Here is a 12677-nt window from a genome sequence, read left to right as displayed (position 1 = left end):
GTTCGTGGCCGGCCGGCTTGCCGCCTGGCGCTTCCTCGTTCGAGATGTTGCGCGCTCCAGAGGTTAAATGGCGGAGCCGGACACGGTTTCAAGGCCGCGGGCCGGCTGTCCCGTCGCTACTTGTCGCCGGGCTGCTTCTTGCCGGTCAAGAGCGCATAGACCGCCATCGAATGACCGTGGCCGAGGCCGAACTCGTCGCGCAGCCATTCGATGATCTGCCCGGCCTTCACATCAGGCTTCAGCTTGCCGCTGTGGGAAAATCCCTTGCCGTCAGCGAGTGCCAGCAGTTCCTCCGGTCCCTTGCCGGTCTTGGTCTTGATGGTGTCGAGATAGGCCTGGAAGGACATTTTTCTTCTCCTGATTTTTTGGAAAATCACAGTTCGCGCCGCCGGTTGGCGAGCACGCCGCCGGCGATGATGGCCGCAAGTCCCATGACCGACAGCAGGGTCAGCACGTCGTTGAACAGGATTGCCGCCAGCACCACGCCGAACCCCGTGCCCCAGTAGCCGAGCTGGCTGAAGAACACCGGCCCGCCGATCTCCTGGAGGCGGAAGTTGAGCAGGTAGGACGCCGCCGAGGTGGCGACCATGCAGCCGATCCAGAACAGGATGTCGCGGTCGAGAAAGACCCAGCTCGAGGGTGCCTCGAAGAATGGCGCCACCACAGCCACCAGCAGGCTCGAGCTCAGCAGGATGCCGCAGGAAAAGGCGAGCGCCGACGAGCCCTTGGGCCAGTAGGCCGAGCGGATGATGTTGCCGGCGGCGGCGCAGGCCGGGATGGTGACGCCGAGCAGCACCCATACCGTCTGCGAGAAATCGATCTCGGCCAGTTGCTGCTGCACCAGCGCCGCCATGCCCGCAAGGCCGATCAGGATGCCGGCGAAGCGCCTCAAATACATGCGCTCGATGCCGAGCCCGGCGGCGAAGCTCATCGTCAGCAGCGGCGACAGCGAATAGACGGTCGACGTGTAGGCCGGCCCGACCCGGTCGACGATGTAGTAGCCGAGCACGGTCGGGATGGTGAAGCTGATGATGCCGAGCACCAGGTAGAGCACGAGATGCTGCCGCTCGCGCGGGATCCCCTGCCCCGAGGCGGCCAGCAGCGGCAGAAGGATCGCACCTGCGCCGACATTGGCCACCAGTGCCAGCTGGAACGGCTGCATGCCGGCATTCAGCGCAGCCTTGGAGATCATGATGCGCGTGGCGAACACGAGGCCGCACAGCGCCAGCAGGATCAGCGGTGACTGCGCGGCAAGCGAAGCCGGGGAACGGAGAACTTCCTGTTGCGTCATGGCCGGCTCCAATATATCTTACCGGTAAGATAAATGACGGAATTATCTTAGTGTCAAGACATCTCGGCGAAAATATTGGGGAGTTGATCGACGACGGCCTGCAGGACGGCATCGATATCAGGCGGGCGCAATGGGCGACGGAACTGCCCGGGCTCGACACCCGCGGCATGGCGATCCTCGGCCGTGCCCGCTGGATCACGCTCGCCGCCCGGCCCAAGATCGAGGCGATCTTCGCCTCCTATGGGCTGGACACCGGCGAGGCCGACGTGCTGTTCACGTTGCTGCGCTCGGGCCCGCCCTATCGGCTGCGCCCGACCGAGCTCTACCGCTCGATGATGATCTCGTCCGGCGGCATCACCAACCGCATCGTCAAGCTGGTCAAGGCAGGATTGGTCAGGCAGGTCAGCTCGGACGGCGACGGCCGCAGCCTGCCGGTCGAACTGACCGAGGACGGCCTTGCCCGCGCTCGCGAGGCCTTCGAGGCCGACATGGCGGTCGAGACACTCATGCTGGAAAGTCTGAGCGAGGACGAACAGGCGCAGTTGGCCAAGCTGCTGCGCAAGCTGGCGCTATCGCTCGGCAGTTCGCCGGCGCTGGAGTGAGGCGGCCCACCTGCCTCGGCAGCCGAACCCCTTGACGCCGCGCCTCCTTGCCGGATGGAGCTGGCCAAGCTCCTGCACAAACTGGCGCTATCCTTCGACCGCAGCACCGCGCCAGAGTGGCGCCGGGAATCACATGCAATGCCGAGGGCAACCGAATGAACCGCGACGAACTTGCCGCAATCCTGAGCCGGCAACCGGCTGCGATGGCGCTCTACGTCACCGGTAAGGGGCTCGACGGTTCCTGGGGCATTGCGCATGGCATGGCCGATGCCGCGACCGGCCGGCCGCTCTCGGTCGACACGCCGCTGCGAGTCGCGAGCAACACCAAGACCTTCGTTGCCGCCACGATTCTGCGCCTGTGGGAACAGGGGCTGGTCGACCTCGACGGCCCGATCGCACCGTTGCTCACGCCCGTGTTGAACGGGCTGCTCACTTCTGCCGGCTACCGCACGGACAGGATTAGCGTTCGCCAGCTTCTCAACCACAGTGCCGGCCTGAACGACCACGCCGACGATCCGCGCTACTTCGAGACCGTGCTTCGCGAGCCCACGCGTTTCTGGGCGCGCGAGGAACAGGTTCGTCTCGCGGTCGAATATTCTGGCCCTCTCAGCGAAGCCGGAACCAGCTTCCGCTATTCCGACACCGGCTACATCCTGCTCGGCGACATCATCGAGCGCATCTCGGGTGAAGCGCTGGCAGCCACTGTCCGGCGCCAGATGTCATTCGACCGGCTCGGCCTCGAAGCCACTTGGTGGGAGATCGCCGAACCGCAGCCGGCAACGGCCGCGCTCCGCGCCCGCCAGTTCCTCGGCAATACCGACGCCACCGACATCAGCGCCTCGATGGACCTTTATGGCGGCGGCGGACTGGTCATGTCCGCGCGGGACCTAGCCACACTCTTCGCCGCCCTTTTCGAGGGCCGCGTCTTCACAAGCCCGGACACGCTTCGCCAGATGCTTTCCACCGGCAGCCATGAAGATGCCGACGGCTATCGGCTCGGCATTTCAGCCAGCCGCATAAGCGATGTCGAATGCTACTCGCATCTCGGTTTCTGGGGCACCGCGGCCTACTATTCGCCAGCCACAGGCATCGCCATTGCAGGCTTTACCACCAACCGCGAGGCACGCGGCGCACTGGTATCGATCATCGAGCAGGTGTTGGCTGCAAAAGAAACATGATGAGCCCTTCGCAGATCGAGGACCTCGCCCGCCTGTTCGCGCCGCACGAGGCGCTGCTCGCCGAACTGCTCGCGCGCTGGGACGGCGCCATGGCCGATGGCGACGGCTCGCATGATCGCTCGCACCTGATGCGGGTGTGGAACCTCGTCTGCCGCATCGCGGCGACGGTGCCGGGCACTGACATGGAGGTTCTGGCGGTGGCGACGCTGCTCCACGACTGCGTTGCCGTGGAGAAAAATTCGCCGCAACGCGCCATGGCCTCGCGCCTGTCGGCCGATGTGGCGCGCGGGCTGTTGCGCCAGGCCGGCTGGCATGAGGACCGCACCGAGGCGGTCGCCCATGCCATCGAGGCACACAGCTTCTCGGCGAACATCGAGCCGCGCAGCCCCGAAGCGGCCATCCTGCGCGATGCCGACCGGCTCGACGCGCTGGGCGCGCTCGGCATTGCCCGGGTCTTTTATGTCGCCGGCCGGTTGGGATTGCCGCTCTACGATGCGGACGACCCGTTCGCGCAACGCCGCCCGCTCGACGACAGGCGCTTCGCGCTCGACCATTTCGAGACCAAGCTGTTCCAGCTTTCGGCAGGCCTGCTCACCGCCGCCGGCCACGAGATCGGCCGCCAGCGCACCGAACTGATGAGGGCATTCGTCACGGATTTCGGCCGCGAGATTGCAGCTTTGTAAGGAGGACAACCGGCGCCCTGACGGACGCCGGTCCTGGCGTTGGAATTTTCGGTCTGCGCTATCGCTGCCTAAGCCCGCTCTTCCCAGACCCTGGCCAGTTCGACGATCGTCTTCACCGCCTTTTCCATGTCCTGGCGGCTGACCCATTCGAGCGGCGAGTGGAAAGCATGGCCGCCGGCGAAGATGTTGGGACATGGCAGCCCCATGAACGACAGGCGCGAACCGTCGGTGCCGCCGCGGATGCTGCCGCGCACCGGCTCCATGCCGGCGCGCCGGATCGCCTCGACGGCGTTCTCGACGATCTCGGGGTGGCGGTCGAGCACCACCTTCATATTGCGGTACTGCTCCTTGACCGTGAAACTGTAGGTCGAGCCGGGATAGGCCGAGATGACGTCCCTGACGATCTTTTCGAGCATGGCCTCCTTCTCGGCCAGGCCGTCGTTGCGGAAATCGCGGACGATCAGGCTGATCGTCGCCTTCTCCATCGACCCGCTGACGCTGGTCGGATGGACGAAGCCCTGCCGGCCCTCGGTCGTCTCGGGCGCCATGTCCTGCGGCAGCCGATCGATGATGGCGCCGGCGATCTTGATGGCGTTCTCCATCCGGCCCTTGGCGAAACCGGGATGCATGGCAACGCCTGATATCGCGATCTCGACGCCATCGGCGGAGAAGGTTTCGTCCTCGATGGTGCCTGCCGTCTCGCCGTCCATGGTGTAGGCGAACGCAGCGCCGAGCTTGGCGAAATCGACCTTGTCGACGCCGCGTCCGATCTCCTCGTCGGTGGTGAACAGGATCTTGATCGTGCCGTGCCTGATGTCGGGGTTGTCGACCAGCACCTTGGCCGCCGCCACGATCTCGGCAACGCCGGCCTTGTCGTCGGCGCCCAAAAGGGTGGTGCCGTCGGTGGTGACGATGTCGTTGCCGATCTGGTTGTTCAGCTCCGGATGCTCGCTCACCCGGATGACCCGCGAAGGATCGCCCGGCAGCACGATGTCGCCGCCGGCATAGTTCCGGATCAGCTGCGGCTTGACGCCGGTGCCGGTGAAGTCGGGGGCGGTGTCCATGTGCGAGCAGAAGCAGATCACCGGCACCTGCTTGTCGCTGTTCGACGGAATGGTGGCATAGACATAGCCGTGCTCGTCGAGATGGGCGTCACGAAGGCCGATCGCCTGCAGCTCCTCGACCAGCAGGCGGCCGAGGTTCTTCTGCTTTTCGGTCGAAGGCTGCGTCGTCGAGCTTCCGTTGGCCTGGGTGTCGATGACGACGTAGCGCAGAAAACGGTCGAGAACGGTGTCGGTCATGGCAAGGGATCCAGTGCATCAGGTCGGGCCTGTATAGCCGCCCGCGCAGCTGCGGTGAATGCGTTTCTCCGTGCCAGCCACTATGCCAGCAGCTCGGGGCGCACGGCAGCACACGTCATGCCGCCAAAGAAGCATGACCGCTTCTAGTTCTGACCGGAGACGAGTTCCCGGCTGTGAAACGAGCCCATGACGAGCTCGATGAAGGCGCGCAAGCGCGGTGACGATTGCTTGTGGGCCGGAAAGACGATCGACAAGGGAACGGGCGGGCATTGCCACTCTGACGCGATCGACACAACGCGTCCGGCCTTGAGGTCATCGCTGACGAAGAAATCAGGCAAAAGTGCCGCGCCGAGCCCATCGAGAACGGCGGCACGGACCGCGTGAAGGCTGCCAAGGTATGCGCGAGGCTTGACGGCAACCAGGATCGGCCGCGCGGCCTCTGTCATTTCCCAGTTCTTGTTGCCTGGCGCGTCCCTGCCGAACCAGAGCGTGGGCCAATTCGTGAAGTCGGCCGGCGAATTCGGACGGCCGATGCGGTCGACAAGCGACGCAGACGCCACCACCGTGTTCTGCGATTGGGCAAAGACCCGTGCCATCGCACTCGAATCGTCAAGCGCCCCGACCCTGATCGCGCAATCGAAACCTTCGCCAACGATGTCGACGCGCCTGTCTTCGGCAACGACTTCAATCACCATTTTCGGGTAGCGTGCCAGGTAGGCCGCCGCAATCTTGCCCATGAATGCCTGCTCAAACAGGACAGGGACGGAGACGCGGAGCGTGCCACGCGGCGTACCGCTCTGCTCGTGCAGCGCCTGTTCGAGTTCCCTCGCCTCCAGGAGCAGTCGCTCCCCGCGCCTGAAGAGCATCGAGCCCTCGGCAGTGGGCCGAATTTGTCGTGTCGTGCGCTCGATGAGTCTCGCGCCGAGACGCGCTTCCATCTCGTTGACCCTGTTTGCCACGGTGGATTTCGGAATGCCCAGCTCGCGCGCAGCCCCTGAAAACGAGCCCGCGCGGATGGTGGCGATCAGACTTTCCAGCTCTGCGAGATCCATCTCGTCGTCCATAATTTGGGAAACAGAAGCCAGAATCTATACCATTCTTCCCAAATTCCGTACGGCTATATTGATGGCTGATGGCGCATCCGCGCTACCAACTCTTCTCAGAGGCTTGCCATGTCGCCCTCCCCGCTCAAGCTGCTTGTCATCACCGCCAGCGTCCGCGAAGGGCGCTTCGGGACCGTCATCACGCGTTGGTTTGCCTCTCACGCACGCAACAATGAGAGGTTTGAGACGACGTTCCTCGACCTTGCGGAAGTGCAATTGCCCGAACAATTGCCGCCGACGATCGAGGCGCTGAGCACTGCCGAGGGCAGATCTCCGGAAATGCGCGAACTGTTTGCCAGGCTCGACGACGCCGAGGCCTTTGTCATCGTCACGCCGGAGTACAATCATGGCTACACGGCCTCGCTCAAACATCTCATCGATTGGCATTTCTCGCCGTGGAGGTGCAAGCCCGTGGCATTCATCTCCTATGGCGGGATCTCCGGAGGCTTGCGGGCAGTGGAACAGTTGCGGCTGGTCTTTTCCGAAATGCATGCCGCCACGCTGCGGGATAGCGTAAGTTTCGACAGATTCTGGGAAAAATTCGACGAAACCGGCGCGCTCATCGATCCGCAGGAGCCTGATCAAGCTGCAGCAACACTCCTCGAAACACTGTCCTGGTGGGCGTTGACGCTTCGCCGAGGCCGCGCGCAGTTGCCTTACCGTGCGGATTGACCGATTGCCAGCTAGCCCGGCAGCAAGCGGGCAAATACCTCGGCCAGTTGCTTGTCCATGAACGGCTTCTTCAGAAGGGGCCGGTCACGATAGCCATCCCTCATCTCGTGGCCGCTGTAGCCCGTCGAGAAAACAAAAGGCACGCCGCGCGCGGCAAGCGCGTCGGCCACGAAATAGGTCTTGTCGCCGTTCAGGTTCATGTCCAGCATGGCCGCATCGAAATCGTGCGCCTCGATGAGGGCGAGCGCCTGCTTGACCGTGGCGGCAGCGGTCACCGACTCGCATCCGAGGTCGGCCAGCATGTCTTCGATCATGATGAGCACGAGCATCTCATCTTCGACGACAAGGACGCGCCGGTCACAAAGCAGCTTAGCCATCGCGGGCACCGATCGGTGCGGGAAAGTTGATCGTGCAGACCACGCCGTCCGCCCGGTAATCGAGGTCAACCGCGCCATCCAGCTCATGTGCCAGGCCGCGCTCAAGCACCCGCGAGCCAAACCCTTTCCGGGACGGCGGCATCACGGACGGGCCGTCCTTCTCCTGCCAGCACAGGACAAGCCGATCGCCCTCGGGAGGCGGCTCGATCGTCCATGAAATCAGGACTGACCCAATGTTGTTGGAAAACGCGCCGTATTTCACGGCATTGGTCGCAAGCTCATGGAAGGCGATGCCGAGTGCGAGAGTAACTTTGGGCGAGACGCGGATGTTGCTGCCCGTGATGACGAAGTGTTCCGAGCGGCCGTTCGCAATCCCGAACGGCTCCAAAGCCCCCTTGATCAGATCGAGCAACCCTGCACCTTCCCAGTTCTCGCGGGTCAGCAGGTCGTGCGACCGGGAGAGCGCAAACAGGCGCGACTCGATGGACTCCCGGATCACTTCGGGGTCGGAGGTATTCCGCAATGCCTGCCAGACAATCGACTGCACCGTGGCAAGCGTATTCTTTACCCGGTGATTCAGTTCGTCGATGAGCATCCGCGACTGGGCCTGCTCCTGCTTGTGATCGGTGAGGTCGACGAGGGAGGCGAAATGCTGCACGACATCGCCACGCTCATCCCTGACCGGGCTGATGAGGATTGCCGACCAGAACTCGCTGCCGTTCTTGCGGCGGTAGCAGATTTCCGAACCGCCAGTGACATCGCCCGCAAAAGCCGCTTCGATGCGCGCCAAAGAATCGACATCGGTGCCGCACGCCATCAGGAAGTTGAAGCTTTGGCCGAGCAGTTCCTCCCGGGCATATCCGCTTAGCTCGAGAAAGGCGTCATTGGCGAAAATGATCGGATTGCCGGGCTCTTTCGCATCGGTAAAAACCATCGCCATGCGTGTCGTTTCGGCAGCAACGACGAACGGCCCAAGATCCCTCCGAAAGCTGTCGACCTCAGCTTCAGCGACTATCTGGCCTTCGGATTTGATACGTTCAGCCATGCCTCGGCTTCATTCGATTCGCGGCAGGCCGCAGCTAACTCCGAACAGCAACCGGCAATGTTTGCCGCCAAGTTCGCTCTTGAAAGCGTTGATCAATACCAGCGACCGCGGCCGAACCAGCCGCCGCCCAGCAGAACAAGTACGATAAGTATGATGAGAAGGGTGGTGGTATCCATGTGAGTCTCCTGGAGAGTGCTCTTGGACCTCTCGCCACTCTTTTCACGAAGCGGTAGGTTGCCTGTTCATCGCACTCCAACTCCAAATAACGCTCCACATGCTTTCTTGTTCCAACGAAACAGGGACTTTGGCGCTCTATTCGCACTAATATTTTTCAGCTTTTGACCGCCAACATGGCGGCTTCTGGATCACGCCTTCCCAAACATCGAATCATCCTTTATTCGCGGCTTGCTTTTACCGGACAGAATGGATCGAGACGTGATCAGGCCAGCCAACTTGACGGATGCTTCCAGTCTCGCAGCGCTCGGCCTGGAAGTCTGGCTGAACACCTATATTCGCAATGGCGTCAACGCGTTCTTCGCCGACTATGCGCTGAAGCATTTCACCGCCGCACGTTTCGAAGAGATACTGACGCAGGCAGACCAGACCATCCTGGTCTCGCAGAATTCCGTCGGCATCGACGGTTTCATCCATGTCGCGTCAGGCGCGCCCGCACCCGTGCCGGCATGCTCCGATCTCGAAATTGCGAAGCTCTATGTTCAACCCCGGCACCAGGGCTCAGGCGCGGGCGGACGATTGCTGGATGCCGGTTTGCGGTACTGCGCGTCAACCGGACGACCCGACGTCTGGCTCGCGGTCAATGCGGAAAACGAACGCGCGACCGCGTTCTACCTGCGAAAGGGTTTTGCCAAGGTCGGCGAAACCCGCTTCCAGATCGACGACCGGTCCTACCCGAACCACGTGCTGCGGTACGATCTGGTCTAGACGGGTGCACGCACAGTTCAGCTTGCGCGCGCCAAGGCCACCGCGTCCGGCCCCGCCGGAAAACGGAGCTGTCCTGAAACATCGTTCGCGGCCTGCCAGACGGCTTCGGCGACGTCGGTTTCCTTCGTCACCATCTCAGGCGTCGCGAACGCGGCAAAGATCGGCCTTGCGAACGCGGCATAGGTCTCGGGAATGAGGTCCTCGACGCGCAGCTCCGTGTTGTGGGCAAAGCGCGTGCTTGGCGCATAACCGGGCTCCACCAGTTTCACCCGCACGTCGAAAGCGCCAAGCTCATGGGCCAGCGACCCGGTAAAACCCTCGATCGCCATCTTGCTTGCGGTGTAGGCGGCGGCGAGCGGCATCGGGGCGAGCGTCACGCTTGAAGTGACGTTGACGACGACGCCCGATCTAAGTGCGCGGAACTGCGGGATCACCGCCTGGGTCATCGCCATCACGCCGAAAGTGTTGGTCTCGAACAGCTTGCGCACATGCGCCATCGGCATCGCCTCGAAGGCGCCGACGAGGCCGATGCCCGCATTGTTGACCAGCACGTCGATCGGGCCACTGGCGTCGAGCGCTGCGGCAATACTTTCGTCATTGGTTACGTCGAGCGGCAAAATACGCATCCGCTCCGAACGCGGCAGGATGTCCTGGCGCGGATTGCGCATGGTGGCGACGACGTTCCAGCCCCGGGCATGGAAGTGGCGGGCGGTCTCGAGGCCATAGCCTGAAGAACAGCCGGTGATCAGTGCGGTTTTCATGGACTTTTTCCTGATTGATGTTGACGCCATGAAAATACCGTCCAAAATCCGGACTATCATCAATCTAAAGTCCGGAATTTGTTGGCTATGGTCCTGATATGACCGACCCTCTTGCCCAGGTCATCGAACTGCTCCAGCCGCGCACCGTGTTCTCGAAGGGGATCAGCGGCGCGGGACGCTGGGGTGTCCGCTATTCCGAATTCGGGCAGCCCGGCTTCTGCGCGGTCATCGAAGGCAGCTGCCGCCTTTTCGTCGACGGTGAAGTGCCTGTAACGCTCGAACAGGGCGACTTCGTGCTTTTGCCCGCAACCCCTGCCTTCACCATGTCCGGTTTCGAGCCGGTGACGCCAAGGCGGATCGATCCCAGGGCGACGCCGGCGCCGACGGAGGAGGTCCGACACGGCCGGCAGGATGGCCCTGTCGATGTCCGCTTGCTCGGCGGCTATTTTCTCTTCGGCTCTCCCGATGCGGCACTGCTGGTGTCGCTGCTGCCGGCGATGGTCCACATGCGCGGGGTCGAGCGGCTTTCGACGCTGGTGCGCCTCGTCGGCGAGGAAGCCAGCCAGCAGAATGCCGGCCGCGATCTCGTGCTCGGCCGCCTCGTCGAAATCCTGCTGATCGAGGCGTTGCGGGCAAGCCAGGCAAAGGGCTCGCCGCCCGGCTTCCTGCGCGGGCTGGCCGATGCGAGGGTGTCAGGGGCGATAAGGCAGATGCACGGCGATCCGCAGCGGCCGTGGACGGTGGCCGAGCTTGCCGGCGAGGCCGGCCTGTCCCGGTCGGCCTTCTTCGACCGCTTCACACGCACCGTCGGGCTACGGCCGATGGAATATCTGCTCGCCTGGCGCATGGCGCTGGCCAAGAACCTTCTCGGCGGCAAGGACATCGCGCTCGATGAAGTCGCCCGGCAGGTCGGCTATGGCTCGGCCAGCACCTTCAGCACCGCCTTCAGCCGTCATGTCGGACAATCGCCAGGCCGCTACGCGCGCAGTGATCGGAGGTGATGAAAAATCGGCCGCCCCTTCCCGTGCATGACAGTGACCGTGAGGAGACCTCTACAGGGCCTCGCCCGGCCTTAATGCGGGAAGTCCAGCCCCATTTCGCGGTAGCGCTCGGGGTCGTCGCCCCAGTTCTCGCGCACCTTGACGAACAGGAACAGGTGCACCTTCTGCTCGAGGATGCCGGCGATTTCCATGCGCGAGGCCTGGCCGATGGCGCGGATGGTCTCGCCCTTGTGGCCGAGCACGATCTTCTTCTGGCTGTCGCGCTCGACGAAGATAACCTGCTGGATGCGCACCGAGCCGTTGGGCATCTCTTCCCACTTCTCGGTCTCGACATGCGACGAATAAGGCAGCTCCTGGTGCAGGCGCAGATACAGCTTCTCGCGCGTGATCTCGGCTGCCAGCTGGCGCATCGGCAGGTCGGAAATCTGGTCCTCGGGGTAATACCAGGGCCCTTCGGGCAGCCGCTTGGCGAGGAAGTCGAGCAAATCCTTGCAGCCCGAACCGGTCAGCGCCGAAACCATGAAGGTGCTTTCGAAATCGACAGCCTCATTGGCAGCCGAGGTCAGTTTCAGCAGCACCTCGGGATTGACCCGGTCGACCTTGTTGAGGATCAGCACCTTGGGCTGGCGCACGTCCTTGAGCCGTTCGAGGATGGCGGCTGCGTCGCCCTTGATGCCGCGTTCGGCGTCGATCAGCACCAGGATCACGTCGGCATCCTTGGCCCCGCCCCAGGCGGTGGTCACCATGGCGGTGTCGAGTCGGCGCTTCGGCTTGAAGATGCCGGGCGTGTCGACAAAGACGATCTGGGCATTGTCGTGGGTGGCGATGCCGCGCACAATGGCGCGCGTGGTCTGCACCTTGTGGGTGACGATCGACACTTTGGCGCCGACAAGCTGGTTGACCAGCGTCGACTTGCCGGCATTCGGCGCGCCCAAAAGGGCGACGAAGCCCGAGCGGGTGGCACCCGTTGCAGGCGTAGCGGTCTCAGGGGCATCGGTCACGATGCGGTCTCCTCGTTCTTCCATACGCCCTCGCGCACCAAAAGGGCGGCGGCGGCATTCTGCTCAGCCTCGCGCTTGGAGCGGCCGGTGCCGGTGGCGGGCAAAAATTTGCCGACCCGCACGCTCACCGAAAAGACGGGGTCGTGATCCGGGCCGGTGCGGCTTTCGATCTGGTAGGCAGGCACTGCTGTCGACGCCTGATGCGCCCATTCCTGCAGTTCGGTCTTGGGGTCGCGGCGCGCGGCGCCCGCGGCTTCGGCACGCGGTTTCCAGAATTTGTGAATGAAGCGCTTGGCGGCATCCATCCCGCCGTCGAGATAGATGACGGCAAGCAGCGATTCCAGCGCATCGGCGCGCAGGTTGACGCGCTTGCGCTCGGCGAGGTTGCGCACCTCGGAGCCGGCGCGGATCAGTTCGGCGAGACCGATCTCGTCGGCGATCTGGGCCAGCGCCTCGGCATTGACCAGCGCGTTGAGCCTGACCGACAGCTCGCCTTCGGGCGCGTTCGGGAAATCGGCCAGCAGCATGTCGGCAACCGCCAGCCCGAGCACCCGGTCGCCCAGGAACTCGAAACGTTCGTAGTCGACGCCGGCATTGGCGCTGCGCGCGCTGCCATGCGTCAGCGCCCGTTGCAGGCGCTGATGGTCGCGGAAGATGTGGCCGGTGCGGAGTTGCAGCGCGTCGGCGAGTTCCGTTGCGGTGAGCCGCTTGCCTGCCATG

General features: G+C 63.5%; 15 protein-coding genes. 6 read left to right on the top strand and 9 right to left on the bottom strand.

All coding sequences use genetic code 11. From position 1 onward, the window contains the following. Window positions 1-116 precede the first annotated feature (116 nt). Together WHT83_RS12180 and WHT83_RS12175 are read right to left on the bottom strand one after the other, a co-directional pair. The gene (locus WHT83_RS12180) at window positions 117-347 is read right to left on the bottom strand and encodes a DUF4287 domain-containing protein (protein WP_108608766.1); all 231 of its coding nucleotides are present in this window, start codon (window positions 345-347) and stop codon (window positions 117-119) included. Window positions 348-373: 26 nt separating this feature from the next. After that, window positions 374-1291, bottom strand: a complete 918-nt coding sequence (locus tag WHT83_RS12175; protein ID WP_406871305.1) for a DMT family transporter — start codon at window positions 1289-1291, stop codon at window positions 374-376. A gap of 50 nt (window positions 1292-1341) precedes the next feature. Here WHT83_RS12175 and WHT83_RS12170 point away from each other — a divergent pair, with 50 nt between their 5' ends. The 3 genes from WHT83_RS12170 (at window position 1342) to WHT83_RS12160 (ending at window position 3754) form a co-directional block, all read left to right on the top strand. Beyond that, entirely contained in the window at window positions 1342-1893 is a 552-nt protein-coding gene (locus WHT83_RS12170) for a MarR family winged helix-turn-helix transcriptional regulator (protein WP_406871304.1), read from the top strand. 155 nt (window positions 1894-2048) lie between these two features. Then, a complete protein-coding gene (locus WHT83_RS12165) occupies window positions 2049-3071 on the top strand; it encodes a serine hydrolase domain-containing protein (RefSeq protein WP_406871303.1) in 1023 nt (340 codons plus the stop codon). After that, window positions 3071-3754, top strand: a complete 684-nt coding sequence (locus WHT83_RS12160; protein WP_406871302.1) for an HD domain-containing protein — start codon at window positions 3071-3073, stop codon at window positions 3752-3754. The genes WHT83_RS12165 and WHT83_RS12160 overlap by 1 nt, the downstream gene beginning before the upstream one ends. Window positions 3755-3822: 68 nt before the next feature. On the opposite strand, the gene pepT is transcribed toward WHT83_RS12160, so the two are convergent. Next, the gene (gene pepT, locus WHT83_RS12155) at window positions 3823-5055 is read right to left on the bottom strand and encodes a peptidase T (protein WP_406871301.1); all 1233 of its coding nucleotides are present in this window, start codon (window positions 5053-5055) and stop codon (window positions 3823-3825) included. Between the two features lie 143 nt (window positions 5056-5198). Beyond that, window positions 5199-6107: a LysR family transcriptional regulator gene (locus tag WHT83_RS12150; protein ID WP_406873903.1), complete on the bottom strand. Its 909-nt coding sequence runs from the start codon at window positions 6105-6107 to the stop codon at window positions 5199-5201. Window positions 6108-6227: 120 nt separating this feature from the next. Between WHT83_RS12150 and WHT83_RS12145 the strand changes: the two genes are divergently transcribed. Then, on the top strand, window positions 6228-6830 hold the full coding sequence (locus WHT83_RS12145; RefSeq protein ID WP_406873902.1) for an NADPH-dependent FMN reductase: 603 nt from the start codon (window positions 6228-6230) through the stop codon (window positions 6828-6830). An 11-nt stretch (window positions 6831-6841) separates the two neighbouring features. Here WHT83_RS12145 and WHT83_RS12140 read toward each other — a convergent pair whose 3' ends face one another. Together WHT83_RS12140 and WHT83_RS12135 are read right to left on the bottom strand one after the other, a co-directional pair. Beyond that, on the bottom strand, window positions 6842-7207 hold the full coding sequence (locus WHT83_RS12140; RefSeq protein ID WP_406873901.1) for a response regulator: 366 nt from the start codon (window positions 7205-7207) through the stop codon (window positions 6842-6844). Beyond that, window positions 7200-8252, bottom strand: coding sequence for an HWE histidine kinase domain-containing protein (locus WHT83_RS12135; RefSeq protein ID WP_406873900.1), 1053 nt, complete (start codon window positions 8250-8252; stop codon window positions 7200-7202). Before WHT83_RS12135 ends, WHT83_RS12140 begins: the two co-directional genes overlap by 8 nt. Before the next feature lie 435 nt (window positions 8253-8687). Between WHT83_RS12135 and WHT83_RS12130 the strand changes: the two genes are divergently transcribed. After that, on the top strand, window positions 8688-9194 hold the full coding sequence (locus WHT83_RS12130) for an N-acetyltransferase family protein (protein WP_406873899.1): 507 nt from the start codon (window positions 8688-8690) through the stop codon (window positions 9192-9194). A 17-nt stretch (window positions 9195-9211) separates the two neighbouring features. On the opposite strand, the gene WHT83_RS12125 is transcribed toward WHT83_RS12130, so the two are convergent. Then, window positions 9212-9955 (bottom strand): SDR family oxidoreductase, encoded by a 744-nt coding sequence (locus WHT83_RS12125; protein ID WP_406873898.1) that lies wholly within the window; start codon window positions 9953-9955, stop codon window positions 9212-9214. Between the two features lie 98 nt (window positions 9956-10053). On the opposite strand from WHT83_RS12125, the gene WHT83_RS12120 reads away from it, so the two are divergent. Next, entirely contained in the window at window positions 10054-10956 is a 903-nt protein-coding gene (locus tag WHT83_RS12120; RefSeq protein WP_406873897.1) for a cupin domain-containing protein, read from the top strand. Between the two features lie 71 nt (window positions 10957-11027). Here WHT83_RS12120 and era read toward each other — a convergent pair whose 3' ends face one another. Both era and rnc read right to left on the bottom strand, forming a co-directional pair. Further along, window positions 11028-11981, bottom strand: coding sequence for a GTPase Era (era, locus tag WHT83_RS12115; protein ID WP_406873896.1), 954 nt, complete (start codon window positions 11979-11981; stop codon window positions 11028-11030). Further along, the gene (rnc, locus tag WHT83_RS12110; protein WP_108608778.1) at window positions 11954-12676 is read right to left on the bottom strand and encodes a ribonuclease III; all 723 of its coding nucleotides are present in this window, start codon (window positions 12674-12676) and stop codon (window positions 11954-11956) included. The genes era and rnc overlap by 28 nt, the downstream gene beginning before the upstream one ends. Window position 12677: the final 1 nt, after the last annotated feature.

The sequence above is a fragment of the Aminobacter sp. P9b genome (genome assembly GCF_045345995.1).
Taxonomy (GTDB): Bacteria; Pseudomonadota; Alphaproteobacteria; order Rhizobiales; family Rhizobiaceae; genus Aminobacter; species Aminobacter niigataensis.
The sequence above is the reverse complement of the archived record's forward strand: the minus strand, read 5'-3'. Positions and strand labels throughout refer to the sequence as shown.

Bases quoted from the DNA above. Each gene is read 5' to 3' on its own strand.
- WHT83_RS12180 (WP_108608766.1), bottom strand. From the start codon at position 347: ATGTCCTTCCAGGCCTATCTCGACACCATCAAGACCAAGACCGGCAAG.
- WHT83_RS12175 (WP_406871305.1), bottom strand. From the start codon at position 1,291: ATGACGCAACAGGAAGTTCTCCGTTCCCCGGCTTCGCTTGCCGCGCAG.
- WHT83_RS12165 (WP_406871303.1), top strand. From the start codon at position 2,049: ATGAACCGCGACGAACTTGCCGCAATCCTGAGCCGGCAACCGGCTGCG.
- WHT83_RS12160 (WP_406871302.1), top strand. From the start codon at position 3,071: ATGAGCCCTTCGCAGATCGAGGACCTCGCCCGCCTGTTCGCGCCGCAC.
- pepT (WP_406871301.1), bottom strand. From the start codon at position 5,055: ATGACCGACACCGTTCTCGACCGTTTTCTGCGCTACGTCGTCATCGAC.
- WHT83_RS12150 (WP_406873903.1), bottom strand. From the start codon at position 6,107: ATGGATCTCGCAGAGCTGGAAAGTCTGATCGCCACCATCCGCGCGGGC.
- WHT83_RS12145 (WP_406873902.1), top strand. From the start codon at position 6,228: ATGTCGCCCTCCCCGCTCAAGCTGCTTGTCATCACCGCCAGCGTCCGC.
- WHT83_RS12140 (WP_406873901.1), bottom strand. From the start codon at position 7,207: ATGGCTAAGCTGCTTTGTGACCGGCGCGTCCTTGTCGTCGAAGATGAG.
- WHT83_RS12135 (WP_406873900.1), bottom strand. From the start codon at position 8,252: ATGGCTGAACGTATCAAATCCGAAGGCCAGATAGTCGCTGAAGCTGAG.
- WHT83_RS12125 (WP_406873898.1), bottom strand. From the start codon at position 9,955: ATGAAAACCGCACTGATCACCGGCTGTTCTTCAGGCTATGGCCTCGAG.
- WHT83_RS12120 (WP_406873897.1), top strand. From the start codon at position 10,054: ATGACCGACCCTCTTGCCCAGGTCATCGAACTGCTCCAGCCGCGCACC.
- era (WP_406873896.1), bottom strand. From the start codon at position 11,981: ATGGAAGAACGAGGAGACCGCATCGTGACCGATGCCCCTGAGACCGCT.
- rnc (WP_108608778.1), bottom strand. From the start codon at position 12,676: ATGGCAGGCAAGCGGCTCACCGCAACGGAACTCGCCGACGCGCTGCAA.